18 protein-coding genes are annotated in these 18,687 nt (G+C 38.0%); 12 read left to right on the top strand and 6 right to left on the bottom strand.

From position 1 onward, the window contains the following. Positions 1-619 (bottom strand): sodium-dependent transporter (locus O3C63_06300; protein ID MDA0772537.1); only part of this gene is annotated, 619 nt, incomplete at its 3' end. A gap of 176 nt (positions 620-795) precedes the next feature. Here O3C63_06300 and O3C63_06305 point away from each other — a divergent pair. From O3C63_06305 to O3C63_06325, 5 genes are read left to right on the top strand one after another with little or no spacing between them, the layout of a single operon-like run. Further along, positions 796-2,100: a citrate synthase gene (locus O3C63_06305; protein ID MDA0772538.1), complete on the top strand. Its 1,305-nt coding sequence runs from the start codon at positions 796-798 to the stop codon at positions 2,098-2,100. Between the two features lie 15 nt (positions 2,101-2,115). Further along, a complete protein-coding gene (locus tag O3C63_06310; GenBank protein MDA0772539.1) occupies positions 2,116-2,967 on the top strand; it encodes a class I SAM-dependent methyltransferase in 852 nt (283 codons plus the stop codon). Continuing rightward, positions 2,964-4,073, top strand: a complete 1,110-nt coding sequence (locus O3C63_06315) for a glycosyltransferase family 4 protein (protein ID MDA0772540.1) — start codon at positions 2,964-2,966, stop codon at positions 4,071-4,073. Before O3C63_06310 ends, O3C63_06315 begins: the two co-directional genes overlap by 4 nt. 19 nt (positions 4,074-4,092) lie before the next feature. Beyond that, a complete protein-coding gene (locus O3C63_06320; protein MDA0772541.1) occupies positions 4,093-4,278 on the top strand; it encodes a hypothetical protein in 186 nt (61 codons plus the stop codon). A 20-nt stretch (positions 4,279-4,298) separates the two neighbouring features. Further along, positions 4,299-4,598, top strand: a complete 300-nt coding sequence (locus O3C63_06325; GenBank protein MDA0772542.1) for a hypothetical protein — start codon at positions 4,299-4,301, stop codon at positions 4,596-4,598. A 39-nt stretch (positions 4,599-4,637) separates the two neighbouring features. Here the strand turns inward: O3C63_06325 and O3C63_06330 are convergent, their stop codons facing one another. Together O3C63_06330 and O3C63_06335 are read right to left on the bottom strand one after the other, a co-directional pair. Further along, positions 4,638-4,934, bottom strand: coding sequence for a DUF2442 domain-containing protein (locus tag O3C63_06330; GenBank protein ID MDA0772543.1), 297 nt, complete (start codon positions 4,932-4,934; stop codon positions 4,638-4,640). Continuing rightward, entirely contained in the window at positions 4,888-5,136 is a 249-nt protein-coding gene (locus O3C63_06335) for a DUF4160 domain-containing protein (GenBank protein MDA0772544.1), read from the bottom strand. Before O3C63_06335 ends, O3C63_06330 begins: the two co-directional genes overlap by 47 nt. A gap of 113 nt (positions 5,137-5,249) precedes the next feature. Between O3C63_06335 and asnB the strand changes: the two genes are divergently transcribed. Genes asnB through O3C63_06365 form a run of 6 tightly spaced genes read left to right on the top strand, consistent with a single transcriptional unit; the run spans position 5,250 to position 13,833 of the window. Further along, the gene (gene asnB / locus O3C63_06340) at positions 5,250-7,154 is read left to right on the top strand and encodes an asparagine synthase (glutamine-hydrolyzing) (GenBank protein ID MDA0772545.1); all 1,905 of its coding nucleotides are present in this window, start codon (positions 5,250-5,252) and stop codon (positions 7,152-7,154) included. Continuing rightward, positions 7,151-8,833 carry a hypothetical protein gene (locus tag O3C63_06345; protein ID MDA0772546.1) on the top strand — a complete coding sequence of 561 codons (1,683 nt, stop codon included), beginning with the start codon at positions 7,151-7,153 and terminating at the stop codon, positions 8,831-8,833. The genes asnB and O3C63_06345 overlap by 4 nt, the downstream gene beginning before the upstream one ends. After that, entirely contained in the window at positions 8,833-9,330 is a 498-nt protein-coding gene (locus O3C63_06350) for an HAD hydrolase family protein (protein ID MDA0772547.1), read from the top strand. The genes O3C63_06345 and O3C63_06350 overlap by 1 nt, the downstream gene beginning before the upstream one ends. Then, positions 9,327-10,040 (top strand): VTC domain-containing protein, encoded by a 714-nt coding sequence (locus O3C63_06355; protein MDA0772548.1) that lies wholly within the window; start codon positions 9,327-9,329, stop codon positions 10,038-10,040. The genes O3C63_06350 and O3C63_06355 overlap by 4 nt, the downstream gene beginning before the upstream one ends. A gap of 12 nt (positions 10,041-10,052) precedes the next feature. Further along, a complete protein-coding gene (locus O3C63_06360) occupies positions 10,053-10,742 on the top strand; it encodes a DUF4956 domain-containing protein (GenBank protein MDA0772549.1) in 690 nt (229 codons plus the stop codon). A 49-nt stretch (positions 10,743-10,791) separates the two neighbouring features. Then, entirely contained in the window at positions 10,792-13,833 is a 3,042-nt protein-coding gene (locus O3C63_06365; protein ID MDA0772550.1) for a hypothetical protein, read from the top strand. Here the strand turns inward: O3C63_06365 and O3C63_06370 are convergent. Then, positions 13,823-15,037: a glycosyltransferase gene (locus O3C63_06370; GenBank protein ID MDA0772551.1), complete on the bottom strand. Its 1,215-nt coding sequence runs from the start codon at positions 15,035-15,037 to the stop codon at positions 13,823-13,825. The genes O3C63_06365 and O3C63_06370 overlap by 11 nt on opposite strands. Beyond that, positions 15,037-16,407: a hypothetical protein gene (locus O3C63_06375; protein MDA0772552.1), complete on the bottom strand. Its 1,371-nt coding sequence runs from the start codon at positions 16,405-16,407 to the stop codon at positions 15,037-15,039. Before O3C63_06375 ends, O3C63_06370 begins: the two co-directional genes overlap by 1 nt. 199 nt (positions 16,408-16,606) lie before the next feature. Here O3C63_06375 and O3C63_06380 point away from each other — a divergent pair, with 199 nt between their 5' ends. After that, entirely contained in the window at positions 16,607-17,398 is a 792-nt protein-coding gene (locus tag O3C63_06380; GenBank protein ID MDA0772553.1) for a glycosyltransferase family 2 protein, read from the top strand. A gap of 263 nt (positions 17,399-17,661) precedes the next feature. Here the strand turns inward: O3C63_06380 and O3C63_06385 are convergent. Beyond that, on the bottom strand, positions 17,662-18,687 hold a 1,026-nt coding region (locus O3C63_06385; protein MDA0772554.1), incomplete at its 5' end, for a hypothetical protein.

An 18,687-nucleotide genomic window follows, 5' to 3' on the forward strand; every position in this document is an offset into this window, starting at 1 on the left:
TTCCGCTACCAGCAGCTTGCATTGATGCTTCTAAATTTAATCCAAACAAAGCAAGACCTACTAGTATCAATAGCAAAATCGGCATAAGTATACTGGCTACTTTTTCGATGCCACCACTGACACCACCAGAAACAATTGCAATTGTGACAATTGAAAAGCCAACATGCCAAAAAATTTGACGAGAGTCAGAAGCCATAAAGGTCTCAAAATAGTTCTTGGAACTTTCAGCATCCATTGTTGCAACATTACCCATGAACGATTGCCAGAGATATTCAAGTGTCCAGCCAGCGATGATGGTGTAATAACTCGTGATCAAAAATCCAGCGAGAATTCCAAGAAGACCAACAAAGCCCCAGAGCTTTTTGTTTTTTTTAATCAATGCGCTAAATGCGCCGGCACCACCTATCCCGGCTTTTCTACCGATGAGAAGCTCGCCAACCAAAACGGGCATTCCGATTAAGAAGACACAAGCTAAATAGACTATAAGGAAGGCACCACCACCGTTTTCTCCGCAGACATATGGGAAACGCCAAATATTTCCTAAGCCAATTGCAGCTCCAGCAGCAGCCATTATAAAACCGAAATTACTTGACCAACTATCTCTTTTTTTACTTGCCATAAGTTAAATATTGTATCAGGCTAGTCCACTTGATGGATGGGTGTGTATTATGGTGACTTGCCTTTACTCCAGTCTTCGCTTTGCTACGACTCGGCAAGCTGCTCCAATTACGCAATTTCCTATAATTAGATTATTTTACATACATGAAATATTGTAATTATGGGAAGATAAATTATATGAGTTCTAATACAGAGACTAAAACTAGCGCCAGTATAAATATTGATGGTAAACAACTCGATTGCCCCGTTATTGAGGGTACAGAAGGTGAAAGAGCTATTGATATCTCTAAACTAAGGGCTGAAACTGGTTTGATTACTCTTGATAATGGTTTTGTGAACACAGGTTCTTGCACAAGTGCAATTACATTTATTGATGGTGAAAAAGGAATCCTGAGATACAGAGGTTATGGCATCGAAGATCTTGCTGAGAAGTCCACATTTGTTGAAGTTGCCTATCTATTAATTTATGGCAAATTGCCAAATAAAACTGAACTAGAAGGATTTTCTAGAGGACTTACCAAACATTCTTTGTTACACGAAGATATGATTCATTTATTTTCTGGTTATCCAAGTAGCGCTCATCCGATGGCTATTCTAAGTGCGATGACAAGTTCTCTTTCAACTTACTATCCTAAGTCACAAGACACGCCAAGTGATGAGCAAGTCAATCTGGATATCATCCGTATTCTTTCTAAACTAAGAACGATTGCAGCTTTCTCTTATAAAAAATCAATTGGACAACCTTTGATTTATCCTGACAACTCACTTACTTATTGCAGTAACTTCCTTAACATGATGTTTGCAGTACCAACTGAGCCTTATGAGATTGATCCAGATATTGTTAAAGTGATTAATCAATTATTGATTTTACATGCTGACCATGAGCAAAACTGTTCTACGTCTACTGTTCGTACTGTACAAAGCTCGGGTGCAAGTATGTATGCAGCAGTTTCAGCAGGAATCTCAGCTCTTTGGGGACCGCTTCATGGTGGTGCCAATCAAGCTGTACTTGACATGCTTGAAGGAATCCAAGCGAGCGGGGATGATTACAAGACTTTCTTAGGTAAAGTCAAAGACAAGAAAACCAATATTAGATTGATGGGCTTTGGTCATAGAGTTTATAAAAACTTTGATCCAAGAGCGAAGATCCTACGTCAGTCTTGCGATACTGTTTTAAGCAAGCTTGGTGTTAGTGATCCATTACTTGATCTGGCAAGAGGACTTGAAGAAGAAGCACTTAGGGATGAATACTTTGTAAGTCGTAATTTATATCCGAATGTAGATTTCTACTCTGGAATCATCTATAAAGCACTTAATATTCCAGTTGATATGTTTACTGTGATGTTTGCACTTGGCAGAATTCCTGGCTGGTTAGCACATTGGAAAGAGCAGCGTGACAGCGGAGTCAAGAAAATCTTTAGACCAAGACAAATATATACTGGGCCAAACGAGCAGAATTACACTACAATAGATCAAAGGTAATTTCTAGGGAAGTTCATGACTAATACTGTAATTGTTGAATCTAGTGGAGAGAAGGCTTTTGCTTTTGGGCAAAACTGGCAAGGGTTTGTTGATAAACATCTTAATGAAGAACGTATAGCTGAAGCCGTCAAATCGCTAGAAGAGTTTTGTGGTAAAGATGCGCTCAAGGGCAAGACATTTCTTGATATTGGTTGTGGTAGTGGATTGTTTTCACTAGCTGCTCGCAAGCTTGGTGCAAAGTCAATTGTCAGTATGGATATTGATCAAAACTCAGTTGCTTGTTGCCAGCAGCTCAAAGAATCAATGGACAGTCCAGATGATTGGAAAGTAGTTCATGGTTCTGTACTTGATAATGAGTTTATGACTTCACTTGGTGAATTTGATTTTGTTTATTCTTGGGGTGTGCTTCATCACACTGGTGAGATGTGGAAGGCTATTGATAACGCTGCAGCAAGAGTTGCAAAGAATGGTGGTTTTTATATTGCTATTTATAATGATGCAGATGGTTTTCAGTTTATGCCTGATGGACGTATTGGTAATTCCAAGCTTTGGCTTTGGGAAAAGAAATTCTATATGAGCATGCCTGGCTTTATCCAGTCATTGATTGACTTAGCGGCCCAGTCAGCAATGATCTTGGTTTACTTAATTACTTTGCGTAATCCGGTTCGTGCCATTCGCGAGCATAAACAATTGCGCGGAATGTCATGGAGTGTTGATATCAAAGATTGGCTTGGCGGCTATCCTTATGAATATGCCAAGGCTGATGTTTTGTTCAAGCATCTTAAGCCACAAGGATTTAATTTAGAGAACCTCAAGGTACATAATGGCTTGTTGAATAACGAGCTTTACTTTAGTCGTAGTCGATGAAAAGCCTTTTGCTAGTGAGTTATGAATATCCGCCAATTGGTGGTGGTGCTGCTAATGCTTGCCGTCAGTACGCTCAGTTGCTTGCAGCAAGAGGAACCAAGGTAGTTGTCTTGACTTCGGCTTATGCCGATTTGCCAAGCAAAGAAGTTCAAGGCAATTTAACTATTTTAAGAATCCCTGCTAGTCGTAAAGATCAACACAAATCAAATCCATATCAGATGTTTTGTTTTATGCTTTCGGCTTTTTTGCGCTTGGGTAATCTAGTTCAGGCTTACAAACCAGGCCATGCTTTGATATTTTTTGTTAGCCCCTTTGGTGCGCTGGGACTTGCTTTGAAGTGGTTTCACAATGTGACCTTTAGTGTTTTTGCAAGAGGCGGAGATATACCTGGCTTTGTAGACTTGACTGATAGTTATCACGCAGTGCTCGCACCTTTGACAAGTTTGATCTTGAAAAATACCAGTAATGTTTTTAGCAACGGTATGTTTTTAAAAGAATTGGCTGATAAATTATTAGTTGATAAGGAAGCTATTAATATCCCTAATGGTCTTGAGCCAAGTTTAGTTAAAGCTAAAAAAGTCAGTGGCAAACTCAAATTACTTTTTGTTGGGCGCATGGTCAAAAAACAAAAGAACTTCTTAGTGCTGCCAGAAATTCTGAAACAAGCCAGTGAACTTGATTTGCATCTTTATATAGTTGGTGATGGTCCAGATTTTGATTTACTCTTAACTAAAATAGCAGAATATAAATTAGAGCCACGAGTGACGATTTTGGGCTGGCTTAACAAGCAAGAACTTGAGACTTACTATCAACTTTGCGATGTTTTGATATTCCCCAGTATTGTTGAAGGTGTTTCAAATGTTTTGGTTGAAGCGATTGCTTCAGGCATGTATGTGCTTGCTAATGATATTCCAGACACTAGATTTTTTATTGAAAATACCGGACGCGGTAAATTGCTCACAACAAATGATGCAAGTGAGTATGTCACTTTAATTAAAGAACTGATCAAGGAACCTAGTGCTATTGAAGCTGGGATTAGTCAAGAGATTTTGCAGGGTTTGAGCTGGGAAGCTTCGGTAGAGAAATTGGAAGCACACTTGGCTTAGTCATAGTAAAATAAGAGAAGTGCGTTTAGCCAGTTTTGCTTTGAACACAATTCCAATACTCGCCCTTGCGGCAAGTGGTTGTGATGTTGTTGATAAACATCTTAATGATCCTGGAATGGGTGCGGTTGTTTCAATGGACAATCACAGGTCAGATGATTATACTGGCCCTAGCTTGATTTATATAAACTGTTTGAACCAGATTTAGCTAAGCATGGTTGGTCAAACTTGATTCCGATATCTGCAAGAATTATTTTAAAAAATGAACCTGAGAAAGTAGCTCTCTGGGAGCAAATTTGTTCTTGCCAAGACTTCATTTGGAGGATTCAGACATCGGCTACGGATCAAGAGAGAGAAGGCTTATTTCACAAATGGGCTAAAGAGTTTGAACCAGAATTGAAAAAGCAACAACTGTATCAATATTTTATGGATTCAGATTCGGATCAATGGCGGATGAGAGTAATGGAAGAATTTGATCAAAGATTGCGTCAAGAGTTTAATCCGTCAGGTTTTGGAGAGATGGCTTGATTTGTCGTTTGAAATAGGGGCTGTGCCTTAATTCCTTATCTAAAGTAAAGTTCTACCAAGCTTGGTTTGATCTGGGAGTCCTAGAAGCAAGCCTTTTATGCTGATATCTTCATCGAGCTTCTCCCAGTGGATACCTCGTCCACTACCACTTAACTCATAATTATTTAAATCATCTTTGTTTGCGTTTAGCAAACGTGGGAAATAAACTAAAGGTACTCCAAGTTGCCTACCATCAGCAAGGTGAACCCACAGAATTTTATCATCTAGTTCAATGGAGGTAGCAGTTGCTTCACTCACTGAAGTATTGATTCCATTTTGTTTTAATTTCTTGTTCATTTTTTCTAATTAGCTCCTCAATTTCTTTAAGCTCCTTGGAGTTGAATCCATAATTCTCAGACAAATAAGTGCATAGTTCAAGCCAAAATTTAGCTAATGCTTGTCCTTTTCTAATATGGACGTGGATTGGTTCTAGCGGAGACCCTTCATTAGAAAAGAAAAATAACCTATAAGCTTTGAATCGTAGTATTGTTGGGCTCACAAATCAAGTATATTATATCACCATCAACGAAGGACTTGCCTTTTTGATTTATCTGTTATCATGAAAGCAGAGACCTGCGAAACTTGCTTTCGTAGCTGATCTTTTTTGAAAATATGTGTGGAATCGCGGGATTTACTAATTTTGGTGCAGATGCTTATGATAGAACGCAGGTCATAACTGCTATGTGTGACGCAATTGCGCATCGTGGTCCTGATGAATGGGGACAGTCACATATAGATGATGTGAGTTTTGGACATAGGCGTTTGAGTATTGTCGGTTTGTCTGACGGGCAGCAACCGATGACTGATATTCAAGGTGATTTGAGTATCACTTTTAATGGTGAGATTTATAACTATAAAGAGCTCAAAGCTGGATTAATTAAAGAAGGTTTTAAGTTCAAGACTGAATGTGACACTGAGGTGGTGCTTGCAATGTATCGCAAACATGGTAAAGATGCGTTTGGACATTTCAATGGTATGTTTGCGCTCGCCATCTGGGACAAAAGAACTCAGGAACTAGTCTTGGCGCGTGATAGAGCTGGTAAAAAACCACTCTTCTATTATCAAAACAATGGTGAGTTGATTTTTTCTTCTGAATTGAAGTCACTAGTGAAACATCCGAAGTTCATCAAAAAACTTTCGGCTAAGGGCTTGAGTAAATTCATGACTTATGAATATATTCCTGGTCCTTGTACTATTTTTGAAAATACTCACAAGCTTGAAGCTGGACAGTTTATGGTTTTGTCCAAGGATAAATGCTTTAAGGATTTTTATTGGAATTATCCAAGTCCGCAGTTTAATCACAGCCCAATAGAAAATTCAGCTCAGGCAATTGCCGAGATAGATGAACTATTGAATGATGCTGTTAGATTGCGTTTGCAAGCTGATGTGCCAGTTGGTGTTTTTCTAAGTGGTGGGGTTGATTCAAGTTTGGTTACTGCAATTGCATGTAAACAACAGCAAAAACCGATTCAGAGTTTTTCTATTTGCTTTAATGAGAAGAGCTATGACGAGTCAGAATATATTGATATTGTCGTCAAAAAGTTTGGTTTGGATCATCACAGTGAACATGTTTCAGCTAAAGACATGCTCGGATTAGTTGATAAGCTCGGTAGCATTATGGACGAGCCAATGGCGGACGCGTCTTTGGTGCCCACCTATTTTGTTTCAAAGCTAGCTGCTAGCAAAATGAAAACTGTATTGGGGGGCGATGGCGCAGATGAATTATTTGCTGGCTATCCTACTTACTTGGCTAATAAGTTAGTCAATATCTATAATATTTTTCCGTATGAGTTGCGGACCTTTATTAGTAAGACTTTGGAGCAGGGCAGTAGTCTCTTGCCCACTTCTAATAAAAACATGAGCATGGATTTTCAGCTTAGGCAGTTCTTACGCGGAGCTGGTGTTGCTGGTGAGATTAGGTTTTTTAAATGGATGGCTGGTTTTACTGATCAAGAACGAGGATCAGTCTTGAGCCCTGCAATGAGAAGCGAGCTTCAAGGTGAGTTTGCTTATGAAGATGTTAATCGCTATCTTTCGCGTGTCAATATTCATGGTGAGCTTGATCGTTTACTTTATTTGAGCCAGAAGATGTATTTGACCGATGATATTCTAGTCAAGGTGGATAGAGCGAGTATGATGAACTCACTAGAAGTGCGAGCACCATTCTTGGATTATAGAATGGTTGAATATGCCGCTGCACTGCCAGAGCGTTATAAGCTCAGAAGGTTTACCGGGAAACATATTCTCAAGCAGCTTGCAAGGAAATACCTACCTGATGAAATTATTGATAGACCCAAGAAGGGCTTTGGTATCCCATTGAGTGAATGGCTTGCTGGTGACTTAAAGCCGGTGATGATGGATCTTTTGTCTAAGGATAGATTAGAGAGTCAAGGGGTTTTTGAATATGAGGGCGTCAAGACTTTGATTGATCAGCATGTCAACGGCGAAGTGAATCAACGTAAATTGCTTTGGTCGCTTTTGAGTTTTCAACTATGGGCTAAGGAGTTTGGAGTATGACCAAGAATAAGTATTTTTATCCGAGTTTAGCTGCTTTGATTGGATTTCTAGTTGCTATTCAAGTTGTTGGACCTTTGTTGTTTAACGAGAATGTGGTGCAAGATGATTTTAGGCAAAGCATGTTTTGGGCTTGGCGCTTTTGGGACCCGAGTCTTTTCCCTGATGATTTTATAGCCAATCTTTATAGTGGTAGCTTTGACAGACTGCCTTTGTTATGGATGATTTATGCCATTGCTCCTTTCTTGACTAAGAGTTTGATTTTTTACACCAAGTTTGCTGCAATCATTTTGGCAGCTCTCACGTCAGTCTTTGGTTTTTTGTTTTTTGATAAGCTCTCATCTAATAAGATCTTGTCATTGGCTTTCACTGCTGCTTTTGCAACCATGCTTTGGTGTACAGATCATTTGTCAGTGATGTATGCCAGGTCCTTTATATGGATATTTATTATTGCAGTGGGCTATTTCAAGCTCAGAGGCAAAGATCATTGGGCTTCAATTACGACTTTAATCTCTTTATTTATTAGTCCAATTGCTTTTTTGATATGTTTTGCACTTCAAGGTTTTGATTTGTTGTTAAATTATCGTCAAGAGCTGTTTGATCTTAAGTCTCTTAAATTACGTTGGCTCTTGATTAATGTAGCGATAGTGATTTTGGTTTACAAGGTGATTCCTTGGACCACAGCAAACCTACCCTTTGCTGATTCCGAATGGTATTCAGTTGATGAATTAAAACAGCTTCCCGAATTCTTGCCAGGTGGTCGTCATCCTATTTTTGGATCTTCACTTTGGGACGGCTCTTGGTTTAATAATGAGCATTGGGGTTTAGGAATTGGTTTTCTTCCTATTAGTGATATTTTGGTTTGGGCAATGGGATTTGCCATTGTTGGTTTTGTAATGTATCGCAAAAGATACAAGGTCACGGAGCTTTTGACAAGTATCCCGGCTTGCTTGCTCTATGCTTCACTGGCTTTATATATTGCAGCTCAGATTTTATTTCCGTTACTTTATATGCCAAGTAGATTCTTAGGGATTCCATTATTGATCATTGCATTAGTGATTATATTTTTGATTGGAGAAGTGCTTTTGCAAGACTTAGTCAATACTTTTGCTGGCAAGGCTTTGACGGAGAGGGCTAAGGCTTCGTTTTTGAGTATTTTGATTATAGTAGGGACTATTGGTTTTTGGTTTTATTTCACGAGGCCGCAAAGACAATACACGCGCTATGTGACGATGAATGCACAAACCGCTGAGATTTATAAGAAGCTGCCAAAGGATGCCATGGTTGCAGCACATCCTTTATTGCCTGATATTAATCTGGCTTCAGCTATTGCTAAGCGTAGTGTCTTTATGAGCTACGAGCATTCCACTCCTTCTTTCAATAAGCAAGTTCTAGCTGAGGTGCGACGCCGTAATGAAGACAGTCTCAAGATGGTTTATGCCCAATCAGCCCAGGAGCTTCGTGAATTGATGGAGAAGAATCATATAACTCATGTGGCAGCTTTTGCTGGGTTTTATTCACCGCAGTACCTTGCTAAACCAAAATACATACAACCTTATATGGGTCTATTACGTGACTTAACAAGCAAAGAGGATTTTTATTTGTGGAAGTTTTTAAAGAAAACCAAATCTAGTTATGCATTATTTACAGAAAAGTCATTTGAACTTATGGAGAAAAACTAATGAAACCCAAGGTATTTATTCTAGACGTAGACGGAGTTCTCAACACAGGTAGGTTTCTTTATAATGAAGAAGGCAAAGTGATGAAAGAATTTGGCGCTGATGATAGTGATGCTCTTAAAGTCTTGAACAGTGATATTGAGATTCGTTTTGTTAGTGGTGACAAGCGAGGCTTCCCTATCAGTAAGAAGCGCGTTGAGGATATGAAGTTCCAGATAGACTTGGTTAGTACTTTCCAGCGTATTGCTTGGATCAAGGAGCGCTATGATCCCAAAGATGTAATTTATATGGGAGATGGGATTTTTGACTATTTGGTTTTTGAGCAGGTTGCTTATGCTATCGCGCCAGCCAATGGTGATGCTGATACTAGAGCCAAGGCTGACTATGTTACTGAAAGGCTCGGTGGTGATAGAGCTGTAGCTGAAGCTGCTAAGCATATTGCAAACAAGTTCTTTGGTGGTTTTAGTTTGGAGGGGAGTTGTTTTTTTCCAAACAAATGAAATTAGAAAGCAATCATCAGAAAAAAACAGACGGTCGTAGTTTTGAATACTATGAGTATAAGTATTTGGTTGATGATATTAATTTAAATTCAGTGCTTGAATACTTGAGATCAAGCTCTTATAATATTGATCCTTATCCTGAGGGCTGGGTTAGCTCACTGTATTATGATAGTTTTGACCAGAAAGCGTTTTATGAATGTGATGACGGTTCAAGTCTAAAACGCAAGTTTAGAATTAGATTTTATTCAGATCACGATTTTTCTAATGGTGGCGAAATTCAAGTAAAAGAAAAACATTTGTCTGCAGTTTATAAATACAAGTCTAAGTTCAAAGCCCAAGAAGTCACGGACGTTTTATCTTTGCCTTGGCCCCGTGAGATTGACTCAATGCAAATTCGATCATTAGCAAGCAATTACATTCAATTGGAACCATTGATTTTGGTGAAGTACTATCGCTATCGTTTTAGAGTCTTTGATGTGAGGATTACTTTGGATACGCAAATATCTTTTGAGCCAGGTTCTAGCCTTCGGGGAACTAGACGCAATTTTGCTAGAGTGCCTTTCTCGATTTTGGAAGTGAAAACAGAATCTGAAAGACCGTTTTTGCCAACAAATAAATTAATTGATTTGCCACAATTGAGTTTTTCAAAATTTTATAGTGGTGTACAATATCTTAAGGGAGAAGACGAGTTCTTCAATAAGTACTTATAACAAGGAGAGTAAATGGATTCTATATTAGCTGATTTAACTAAATTTCAAGGTGACTTTGGAGAAGGCGGACTAATTCGTTTTGTCGTTGCTTTGTCAATTTCAATTTCTTTTGGTTTGGCTTTGTCCGCTATTTACCGCTTTTACTATAGAACAAACGAACCTCAAGATGGCAGCATCTCAAGAAGTATGCCAATCATGTCACCAGCGGTGACAATGATTTTCTGGTTAATTCAGTTTAGTTTGCCTCTATCTCTTGGTTTACTTGGAGCATTATCGTTTGTTAGATTTAGAACTCCTGTCAAACGTGCTGAGGATATAGCCTTCATATTGATTTTGATAGCTGGTTCACTGGCCTGCGCGATTGGACATTTCTTGAATGCCATTATTCTTTTGGCTTTAATTTTAATTTATAGCTTTGCTCGCAACAATATTGGATTGATTTCAATGGAAGATAGAGCAACTGCGATCTTGACTATCAATTCTGAAAAGAAAATACAAGCTGATACTATCAACAAAAAACTCAAAGCAAAATGCGACGCTACTTTAGTTAGTCAAAGTACTAGAGATGGTATTGGTTCTTTTGTATTCAATTTAAACAACCTTGCTAAGGCTAATTCTGATGATGTTGTTAATGTCATTTCTGAGTTTGACTCAAACGCTAGGGTAGATTTGTTCTTCCCTGAAAACCAATTGGGGGCGTAGCTTGGCTACTCATTCTAGAGAAAAGTACTTAAAATATTCGCTAGTTTTCTTGGCAGTTTTTGTAGTTGTAGTTCTTATATCCTTTGCAGTTCTTAAAGATAGAGCACCAGCTGGTGAGCAAGTCAAAACTAAATTCAGGCAGGGTAAAGTACTTGCTTCCAATTCTTGGTATCTTGAAAGTCCGTTTGTTTTGGATGACGTGATAGCTTCCAAGATTGAACGTGAGCTTTATTCGGCTTTCTCTAATCAAGTCACAGGCTCTGGAGAATATAATTATCGTTTTATTGCTCCAGCTAATACCGAGCTGGTTTTGTCAGTTAAGGTCAAAGATCCGAGAAGAACCCCACGTATTTGGTTATACAACTCTGAAGCCAAAATGGTGCAAAAAGCCAAGATGACCCGTTTCGCTGATCATCTTGAGTATCGTTTTAAAACTCAAGAAGAAGATATGCACAAGATCAAGGTCTATTTTGATTATGACAACCTTGTCTCACTCAAGCTCAATGCTAAACCTCAAGATGGCTTTACTGCCTTGCAATTGCGTAAGAACTATATGTCGCGGGCTCTAAAGACCTTGGAGATTGATATAGCTGCAAATCAAGTCAAGGCACTTAAAGAACTTACTAGCAAACAGTTTGAGATTTTCAAGCATTATAAAACTAATCCGTTACCTAGTGATGTCGCAAGCAGGCCACTTAAGAAAACAGATGGTCGTGTTTTGATCAAGGTCAAAACGCCCGGAGATACTTGGTCCTTAGCTAGTATGGGCATAGCTGGTAGAACTTTTGAACATCAAGATCTTGGCAAGCTTTTTGGTTCAGTTGATATTAAATTACTAAGCGGTCAATTACCACTTAATATGAAGCGCTTCAAGCTCTATACTCTTCAAGCAAAATCTTTTACTCGTGATTTTATTTTTGAACAGTCTCTGAAGGATCATGGATTATTGGTTCCTAGACAGGATTTGGTCAAGGTGATTGTCAACGGCGAGCTTTATGGTTTCATGGAATTACTGGAGACACCCGTTGATCATTTCTTTGAATATGCACAAAAACAAGATGGCATTATCTATGGATACAATGCTGGTGCTATTCATGACAAATTGCGCAATGCCAAATTTGTAGAAGAATATGGTGGCAAGTCTAAGACCTCCAAAAAAGGCGAGAAGCAATTAGCTAGTATTGCTTTTGCAAACGAGATTTGTAAGCCGCAAATGGATTTGTTTAGTTCATTTGTTTATGGTTATGGTGCAATTCATGGCACTGGTCATGGGGACTTAACTTTTCACGATAATGTAAGACTAGATTGCCTAAACCCTATTCCTCGTGATATGACGACAGGATTGTTTAGTCCTTATTTTAAAGGTGACAAAAATGATCAACATGTGACTCTTGCTTCAGCGATATCGTTTTATGATTTAATTGCTCCAAAATGGAGACCAGATATTGTTGGTAGAACAGAGAGTTTTTTATTAAGAGACAGTGACGGCTTCCAACCAGATCTTTCTTTTCATTGGTTTGCTCAAATGCCTGCTAGTTTGAGGTATTACTTCTCTGGACAGAACTTGCGTGATTTGATCGAATACTCCAAGTATTGGAATACTACAGCATCCAAAACTAAATTGATTAATCGAATTAAGAATTTAGCTGAGTCACTGAGTCTTGAGGGTAATCAGCTCTACCCTGGGCAAGCCAATATAATGCAAATCGTTACGTATTACTTGCAAAATGCAATCAATCTAGTAACTAATCACCCCAAGACGAGTATTACTGGGATAGACAAGAATATCAATCCTTATTTGGCAAGAATCATTAATGCTGTTTCTGCTGGTGAACTTAAACCAAATGAAATAGATTTGCAAAGTCTGGCAACTCGCAATGCTGTGATTGACAAACTTGGTCTTAGTGCTGAAGGTCTTGATTTAACTAAGTACAATTCAATTATCAACTTCCTTTATAGAGATGAAACTGAAACTGAGGCGCGAATGGTTTTTGTTGAAAGACTATTTGACACTAGCTTTAGCCAAGGAGATTTCAGGCTCAAAGAACGAAAGACTGACCAAATTATTGAACCAACTAAAAAAATAGTTATTGGTTCTGAATACTTGAAAACTAACAAAACAGACTTAGCTTTAACTAAGATCAAAGCAAATGAAAAACTAATAGCCTACTATTTCAAGTTACCTAAGACAGATACTTATAGATATTTTACTGGAAACCCAACAGGAGACAAGCATTATTGGGGATCTCGAGAAATTGCTATTGGTCCAGTGGTTAATGAAACTCCTAAGACTTACCAGCAAGAAGACCCTGTTAGATTCTTTGATATTGCTGGTAAGAGTCTTCAGATCAAATCTAAAATGCCTGTCATTACTAAAACTCTTGAAATCAAGAAGGGCTATAGCTTGAGAATCGATAAAGATAGTGAAATGGTTTTTGCAGACAATGGTTGCTTGATGGTTTATGGGAATCTAGAACTAGTTAATGATGCAAGATTGAAGCTTACAGGAGATTCTTGGTCAGGGATTCATTTTATTGATACTCAAGATCAAGACTTGCGTAATATAGAAATAGACAATATTGGTGACGGCTCTTATGGAGTGACTTGTGGGGGACGTCCGTTCTCTGGTGGTCTTTCTTTCTTTAATACTAAAGCTAATATAGTTAATCTCAAGATCAATGATTCTAATATAGAAGATGCTATGCATGTACTCAACTCAGAAGTGACAATGCAAGACTCTGAGTTAATTACTAGTCAAAGTGACGCAATTGATACTGATTACTCTAATGTGGCATTTACTAATATCAAGCTAGCCAAAAGCCAGGGTGATGGCTTGGATGTTTCTGGATCACTTGTGTTGATTAGAGATTCTAAATCAATTGATCAAATAGACAAGGGACTTTCTATCGGCGAGAATTCTAATGTCTATGTTTATAACTCGGTATTTAGTGCTGAAGCCTACTGTATAGCTGTCAAAGACAGCTCTAGGTTGCATTTAGATAAGGCAACTCAGTTGATTGACTGCCAAACAGAGCTTGGTGAATATATCAAGAAGTCGTATTTCACTAAGCCAGAAGTAATTAGAAATTAACAGCCTTTAGGTCCTGATAAAACTTCTCTTTGATGACTCTGTCAGAAAGATATTCTCTTACAAATTTATAACCATTATTGGCTATCTCTTCTAATTCATCACTATGTTCTTGATAGTATCGAACTTTCTCTAGCAAGTTTTCAAGCGTGCCGTTATAACTAATATAATGTTTGTTAGCTTCAAGTCCAAGGTCAGTATAGATTTCTGAATCAATACCGATATAAGCGCAGTTACAGCTCATTGCCTCTACAAAACTAATAGAAGGTAAACCGATTATTTCTTCTGGGGCAATGACCATTTTGTATTGATTGTACTGATCTACAATATCCAAGCTAAGGTATTTCTCTTGTTCTTTGGCAAAGAGCTTGAAGAGGTATAAGCCAATGCCCTTAAGCCTTTGAGCCTTCCGGTTCTTCTCTTCATCATCTTCAAAGGGTTGCTTAGAGATTATTGAATCGATTTGTTCTGTGATATGCTTTCTTGCTTCATATATTGCTTTGCGCATGGGATGTAGTGCAGTACTGTTAAAGTGTTGAATAACTTCTTTGTGACCAGGGTCTGTCTCTTGAAGACAGAGATAGGTACCTAGTGCAAGAGCTTTATTCTTGCGCTCTTGAAAGGGGATTCTAGTTTCAAAGCGTTCTTGAAAAGCATATGGCAAGACATAGTTTGAACCAAAGTCAGAAAAAAACTTTTGAAAGAAAGAATTGTTTTCTAGTTTGGTTTCTGCTGCAAGGCTAGGGTTTTTGAGTAATTTATAATTTGCAGAAACTATTTCTGGGTAGGTAAAAAAATGATTCGCATAGACTAAGACTTTGCCTTGGTATTGTATCAAAGAGCTTGCCTCAACGAGTTTGCGGCTTTCAAAGATACTATTAATAGTGCCGTGAGTAAAGATGATATCCTCAGTAGGATTAAGTTGGTTGATATTGGTTTTGACTTTACTGAACGGGACTTTATTGGCAAGGCACCAGATATGAATATCAAGAAAGCTACCGATTCTACGTAGCCAAATAGGGAAATTAGACCAGGTCCTTATTGGAGCATAAGTACTTAGATAATCAGTCAAAATCAAGATGTCATCTTTCTCTTGAATTAATTCAAGTAAGTATTTAAGGTTACGAGGGGCTCTTTTGCCAAGAAAAACAGAGAGTACATTCTCGCCAAGCTGCATGATATTGGGGTCGTAAATATAAATGGTCATTATTTGCTGCTCAGACTAAGCCCTTTTGGTATTGCTTGCATATCCAAATTATTTTTAGCATAAAGATGCACTGTCACTAGTTTAGCTCCGGGATATTTTGCTTGTATCGTTTTGAGATTTGCAATATTGATCTTGCGTGATGGGCCAACAAAAAATAGATTATTGAGACCAGCTGAAAGATCTAGGTAATCATATTTGAGTTTGCCTGAGTTCAGCAAACTGGCTCTTTGCCAGTGGCTCGCATTATATTGCTGCGCTGCTATAGCTTTGAGCTGACCATTGTTTGGGTCTTTGTAGATTATATTAGGCTCTACCAGACTAGTAGCTAGTTCTTTTTCGTTGAATTTAGATCCTTTGTCTATCTTTATGAAAGCTGCCACTATTGGAAAACTATCTGATAGTTCTATATTGTTTTGTAATGAGCTAAGCGGGATCTCGCGAATGAAATTCGCCACTACATCACTGTAATAGTCAAAAAATTGGTCTCTTCTTGAGAAATGCCTGGTAATAATGTGATTTTCAGCGAGTGGGGTATCGGCATTGATCATCAAGAGCTTATCCATGAAGTTCTTGACTTCATTTGGTAAGAAACTAAAATCAATATCAGTAGCTCCAAGTGGCTCTGGCTTTCTGAAAATATTGTCTTTGGTACTGGCGATAACTTCATTGAATTCTTTGAAGTGGTTTTGCTTGCCAAGTTCTACAAAGCGCTTATAGTTAATTACTTTACCGTTCTCTTTAGTGATGCCAAGGCTGTGAGGATCATAGATGTGGCTATCCTCGTCGTAGTTGATGTTGCAAACCAAGTGACCACCGAGTGAAAGCACCGATGAATCTAAGCCATATGCCGTCGCCATGATTGCAAGATTGCGTGCTGTGTCGTCACAGCGCCCACTAGCATATGTACTAAAGAACCGGGTGGGATTATGCAATTCTGGTGAACTATATAAAGGATATTTCTTTTTGTAGTGACTTACAAAGTAGTCATAGATCTTTTGGCTTTTGATTTTATCGCTATCATTGTCTTGAATTGCTATATCTTTTTGTATTTTGCCAAAATGCGCTACAAGGTCTGGGTTTTGAATTTCCAAGACTTGATTATTGGGATTAGTTAGTGAGAACTTATAGTCTTGATTTTCATATGCTTCAAGCAACTCTATTCTTTTATTAAATTTAGTGTGGAAGAACCATCTGATCTTTTCAAAGTCCTCAAAGCTTTTGAGTTTTGCTGGATTACTAGTTTTGATTAATTGGCTGCAACGTGACACCAAACTACTAAAAAGATAGTTTTCGTAATATGAAAAATATAAAGTCGCTGTTATAACGATGATTAGTAATGCGGCAATGCTTATCTTGAAACTATTTTTCATGAAGTACCAGCTTTAATTGTAAACTAATTTTGTATTAGACATCCTGCAAAACAAAGTTTTGCTAGTGATGTCGACACAAAAAAGGTCGGAACGGTGCTAAGCAATAGTTCCGTTAGTAGAGATATAGGGAACTTTCGCAGGAAGTCAATTTAGGATTGTATGACATCCACATTAAGGGTATACTAGGCTTGGTATATCGATGAAAGATAAAATACTAGTAGCAATTCCAATGTACAACTGTGAGAAACAGATACCTAGAGTCATTGCTCAATTTGACCAGCAGATGTCTGAATTCATTACTGAAGTTTTGATTATTGATAACGGTAGCAAAGACAATGGACTTGAAGCTGCTAAAATAAATCTGTCTAAATTAAGCAAGCTCAAAGTGACTTTGTTTCAGAACTGCGATAACTATAGTCTTGGTGGCACTCACAAGGTTGCTTTTAATTATGCCATCAATAATGGCTTTGATTATTGTGTGATTTTACATGGTGATGATCAGGGTAGTATTCATGATTTATTACCGCATCTCAAGAGCGGTGAGTATCGTGACTATGATTGTTTCCTTGGAGCTCGTTTTCATAAGGACTCTAAACTAGAAGGCTATTTTTGGTTTAGGACTTTTGGTAATATCGTTGTGAATTTCTTGTGCTCTGTTGCTTGCCGTCACTGGGTTGAGGATATGGGTTCTGGGCTCAATATCTTTAGCACCAAGTATCTATCTAACAAGTTCTATCTTTATTTCCCTAACGACCTTACTTATAATGTCTACCTCTTGCTCTATGCAGTTTATAGCAAAGCTAAGTTCAAGTTCTTTCCGCTACTATGGCGTGAAGATGACCAAGTGAGCAACGCTAGAATGTTCAAACAGGGCTTTCAGATACTCGGCTTGCTGGGACAGTATCTGCTTAATGCCAAAGAGATCTTTTCCACTGAGGATAATGAGTACTCAGTGATTGATTATCAATCCAATACCATCTATTCGCATTAGACTTGTCGCGAAAGTCTGTGTATTAGAGCCAAAGTCCATTGTAGTTTTTGAGCGAAGTGTCATTCAAAGAAGCAGAGCCAAGACAATTTCTCAAAAAAGGTTTTGTAGCAAAGTGGGTATAGCTCAGCTTCGTAGAAGCTGCTGACTTTGCGAGATTGCTTTTTTGAAAATTCGTTTTGGCTCTACTTCGATGCCAAAGATTTAGCAAAGGACAAACTACCTGCTCCTTGCAGCAATGACTAGCTTAAAATTAATTTTGAGCTTTATCTAGGCATTACTCCCATAGACAAAGATACAGCCAAATTGGTATCGGTTTTAGCTATGTTCTTTCGCATCTCTCTATAGACTGGCTCAAGCTCTGCTCTTGATTGAGCTTGAGTTAATTGCCCTTGTTTATTGGTAATAGGACTAAAGTTGAATATATTGCGTTTCCCAACTATCCAAATATATTCTTTTTGATAATCAGCAATCTCTTCATGGCTAAAGACTTTATCTTTGCCAATGAATTTAAGTAATATACTGGTAGGACTTGATTTGAGTTGAATGATTTCAAAAAGCTCACGGTCATTTACTCTTGTGATGGCTTGTGGCGAGAATTGATTTGGATTGGTGATTGTTACTCTTTTAGTTTTGTTTTGAATTATTTTAGAGTTCTTGTTGAGAAGTAAATAATCAGCACCTAATTCTTGTAAAAGTAATGGATTGAGTAGATAGATTGCAGTATTGCGTGAGATCATATCTGCTGAATAAAAATGACCACCAATCCCATAGTAGCCAGCAATATTGGAATAGAAAGAATTTATATGCAAGAATTCTGTGTCAATTAATACTTCTCCGGGTTTATGTATTTGCTCTAGTTCTTTAACAAATTCACGTTGATTATTCGGTACAGTGTATGTTTTTAGATATTCTGGTTTTATAAAAACCAAATAAGCTATGGTAGATGCTGAAGCTATACAAAGAATGATGGAGCCTGTGATTTTGGGGATATTAGTTTTAAAGTTTAGGTATTCTGCGAAGAACAGCAAGGTGTAAATCAAGAACATTGTTTGAGAGTAAAAAATAAATCTCTCTGTATCTTTTGGATATGGTTCAAATACATATAAAAATGGGACGACTAGGCTTGCAGAGGCAGCAAAGTATAGAATTGATCGATGAAATGATTTGAAGTGATAAGTATCGATGAGAAACACTATGGTAGCTATAATGAACATAAATAAAAATGACTTAAGACTATACCATGAGAAGAGAGGGATGCTTACCATTTGATCTGACTGAATGCTCGTAAT

It is taken from the genome of Cyanobacteriota bacterium (assembly GCA_027618255.1).
In the GTDB taxonomy this organism is placed as follows: domain Bacteria; phylum Cyanobacteriota; class Vampirovibrionia; order LMEP-6097; family LMEP-6097; genus JABHOV01.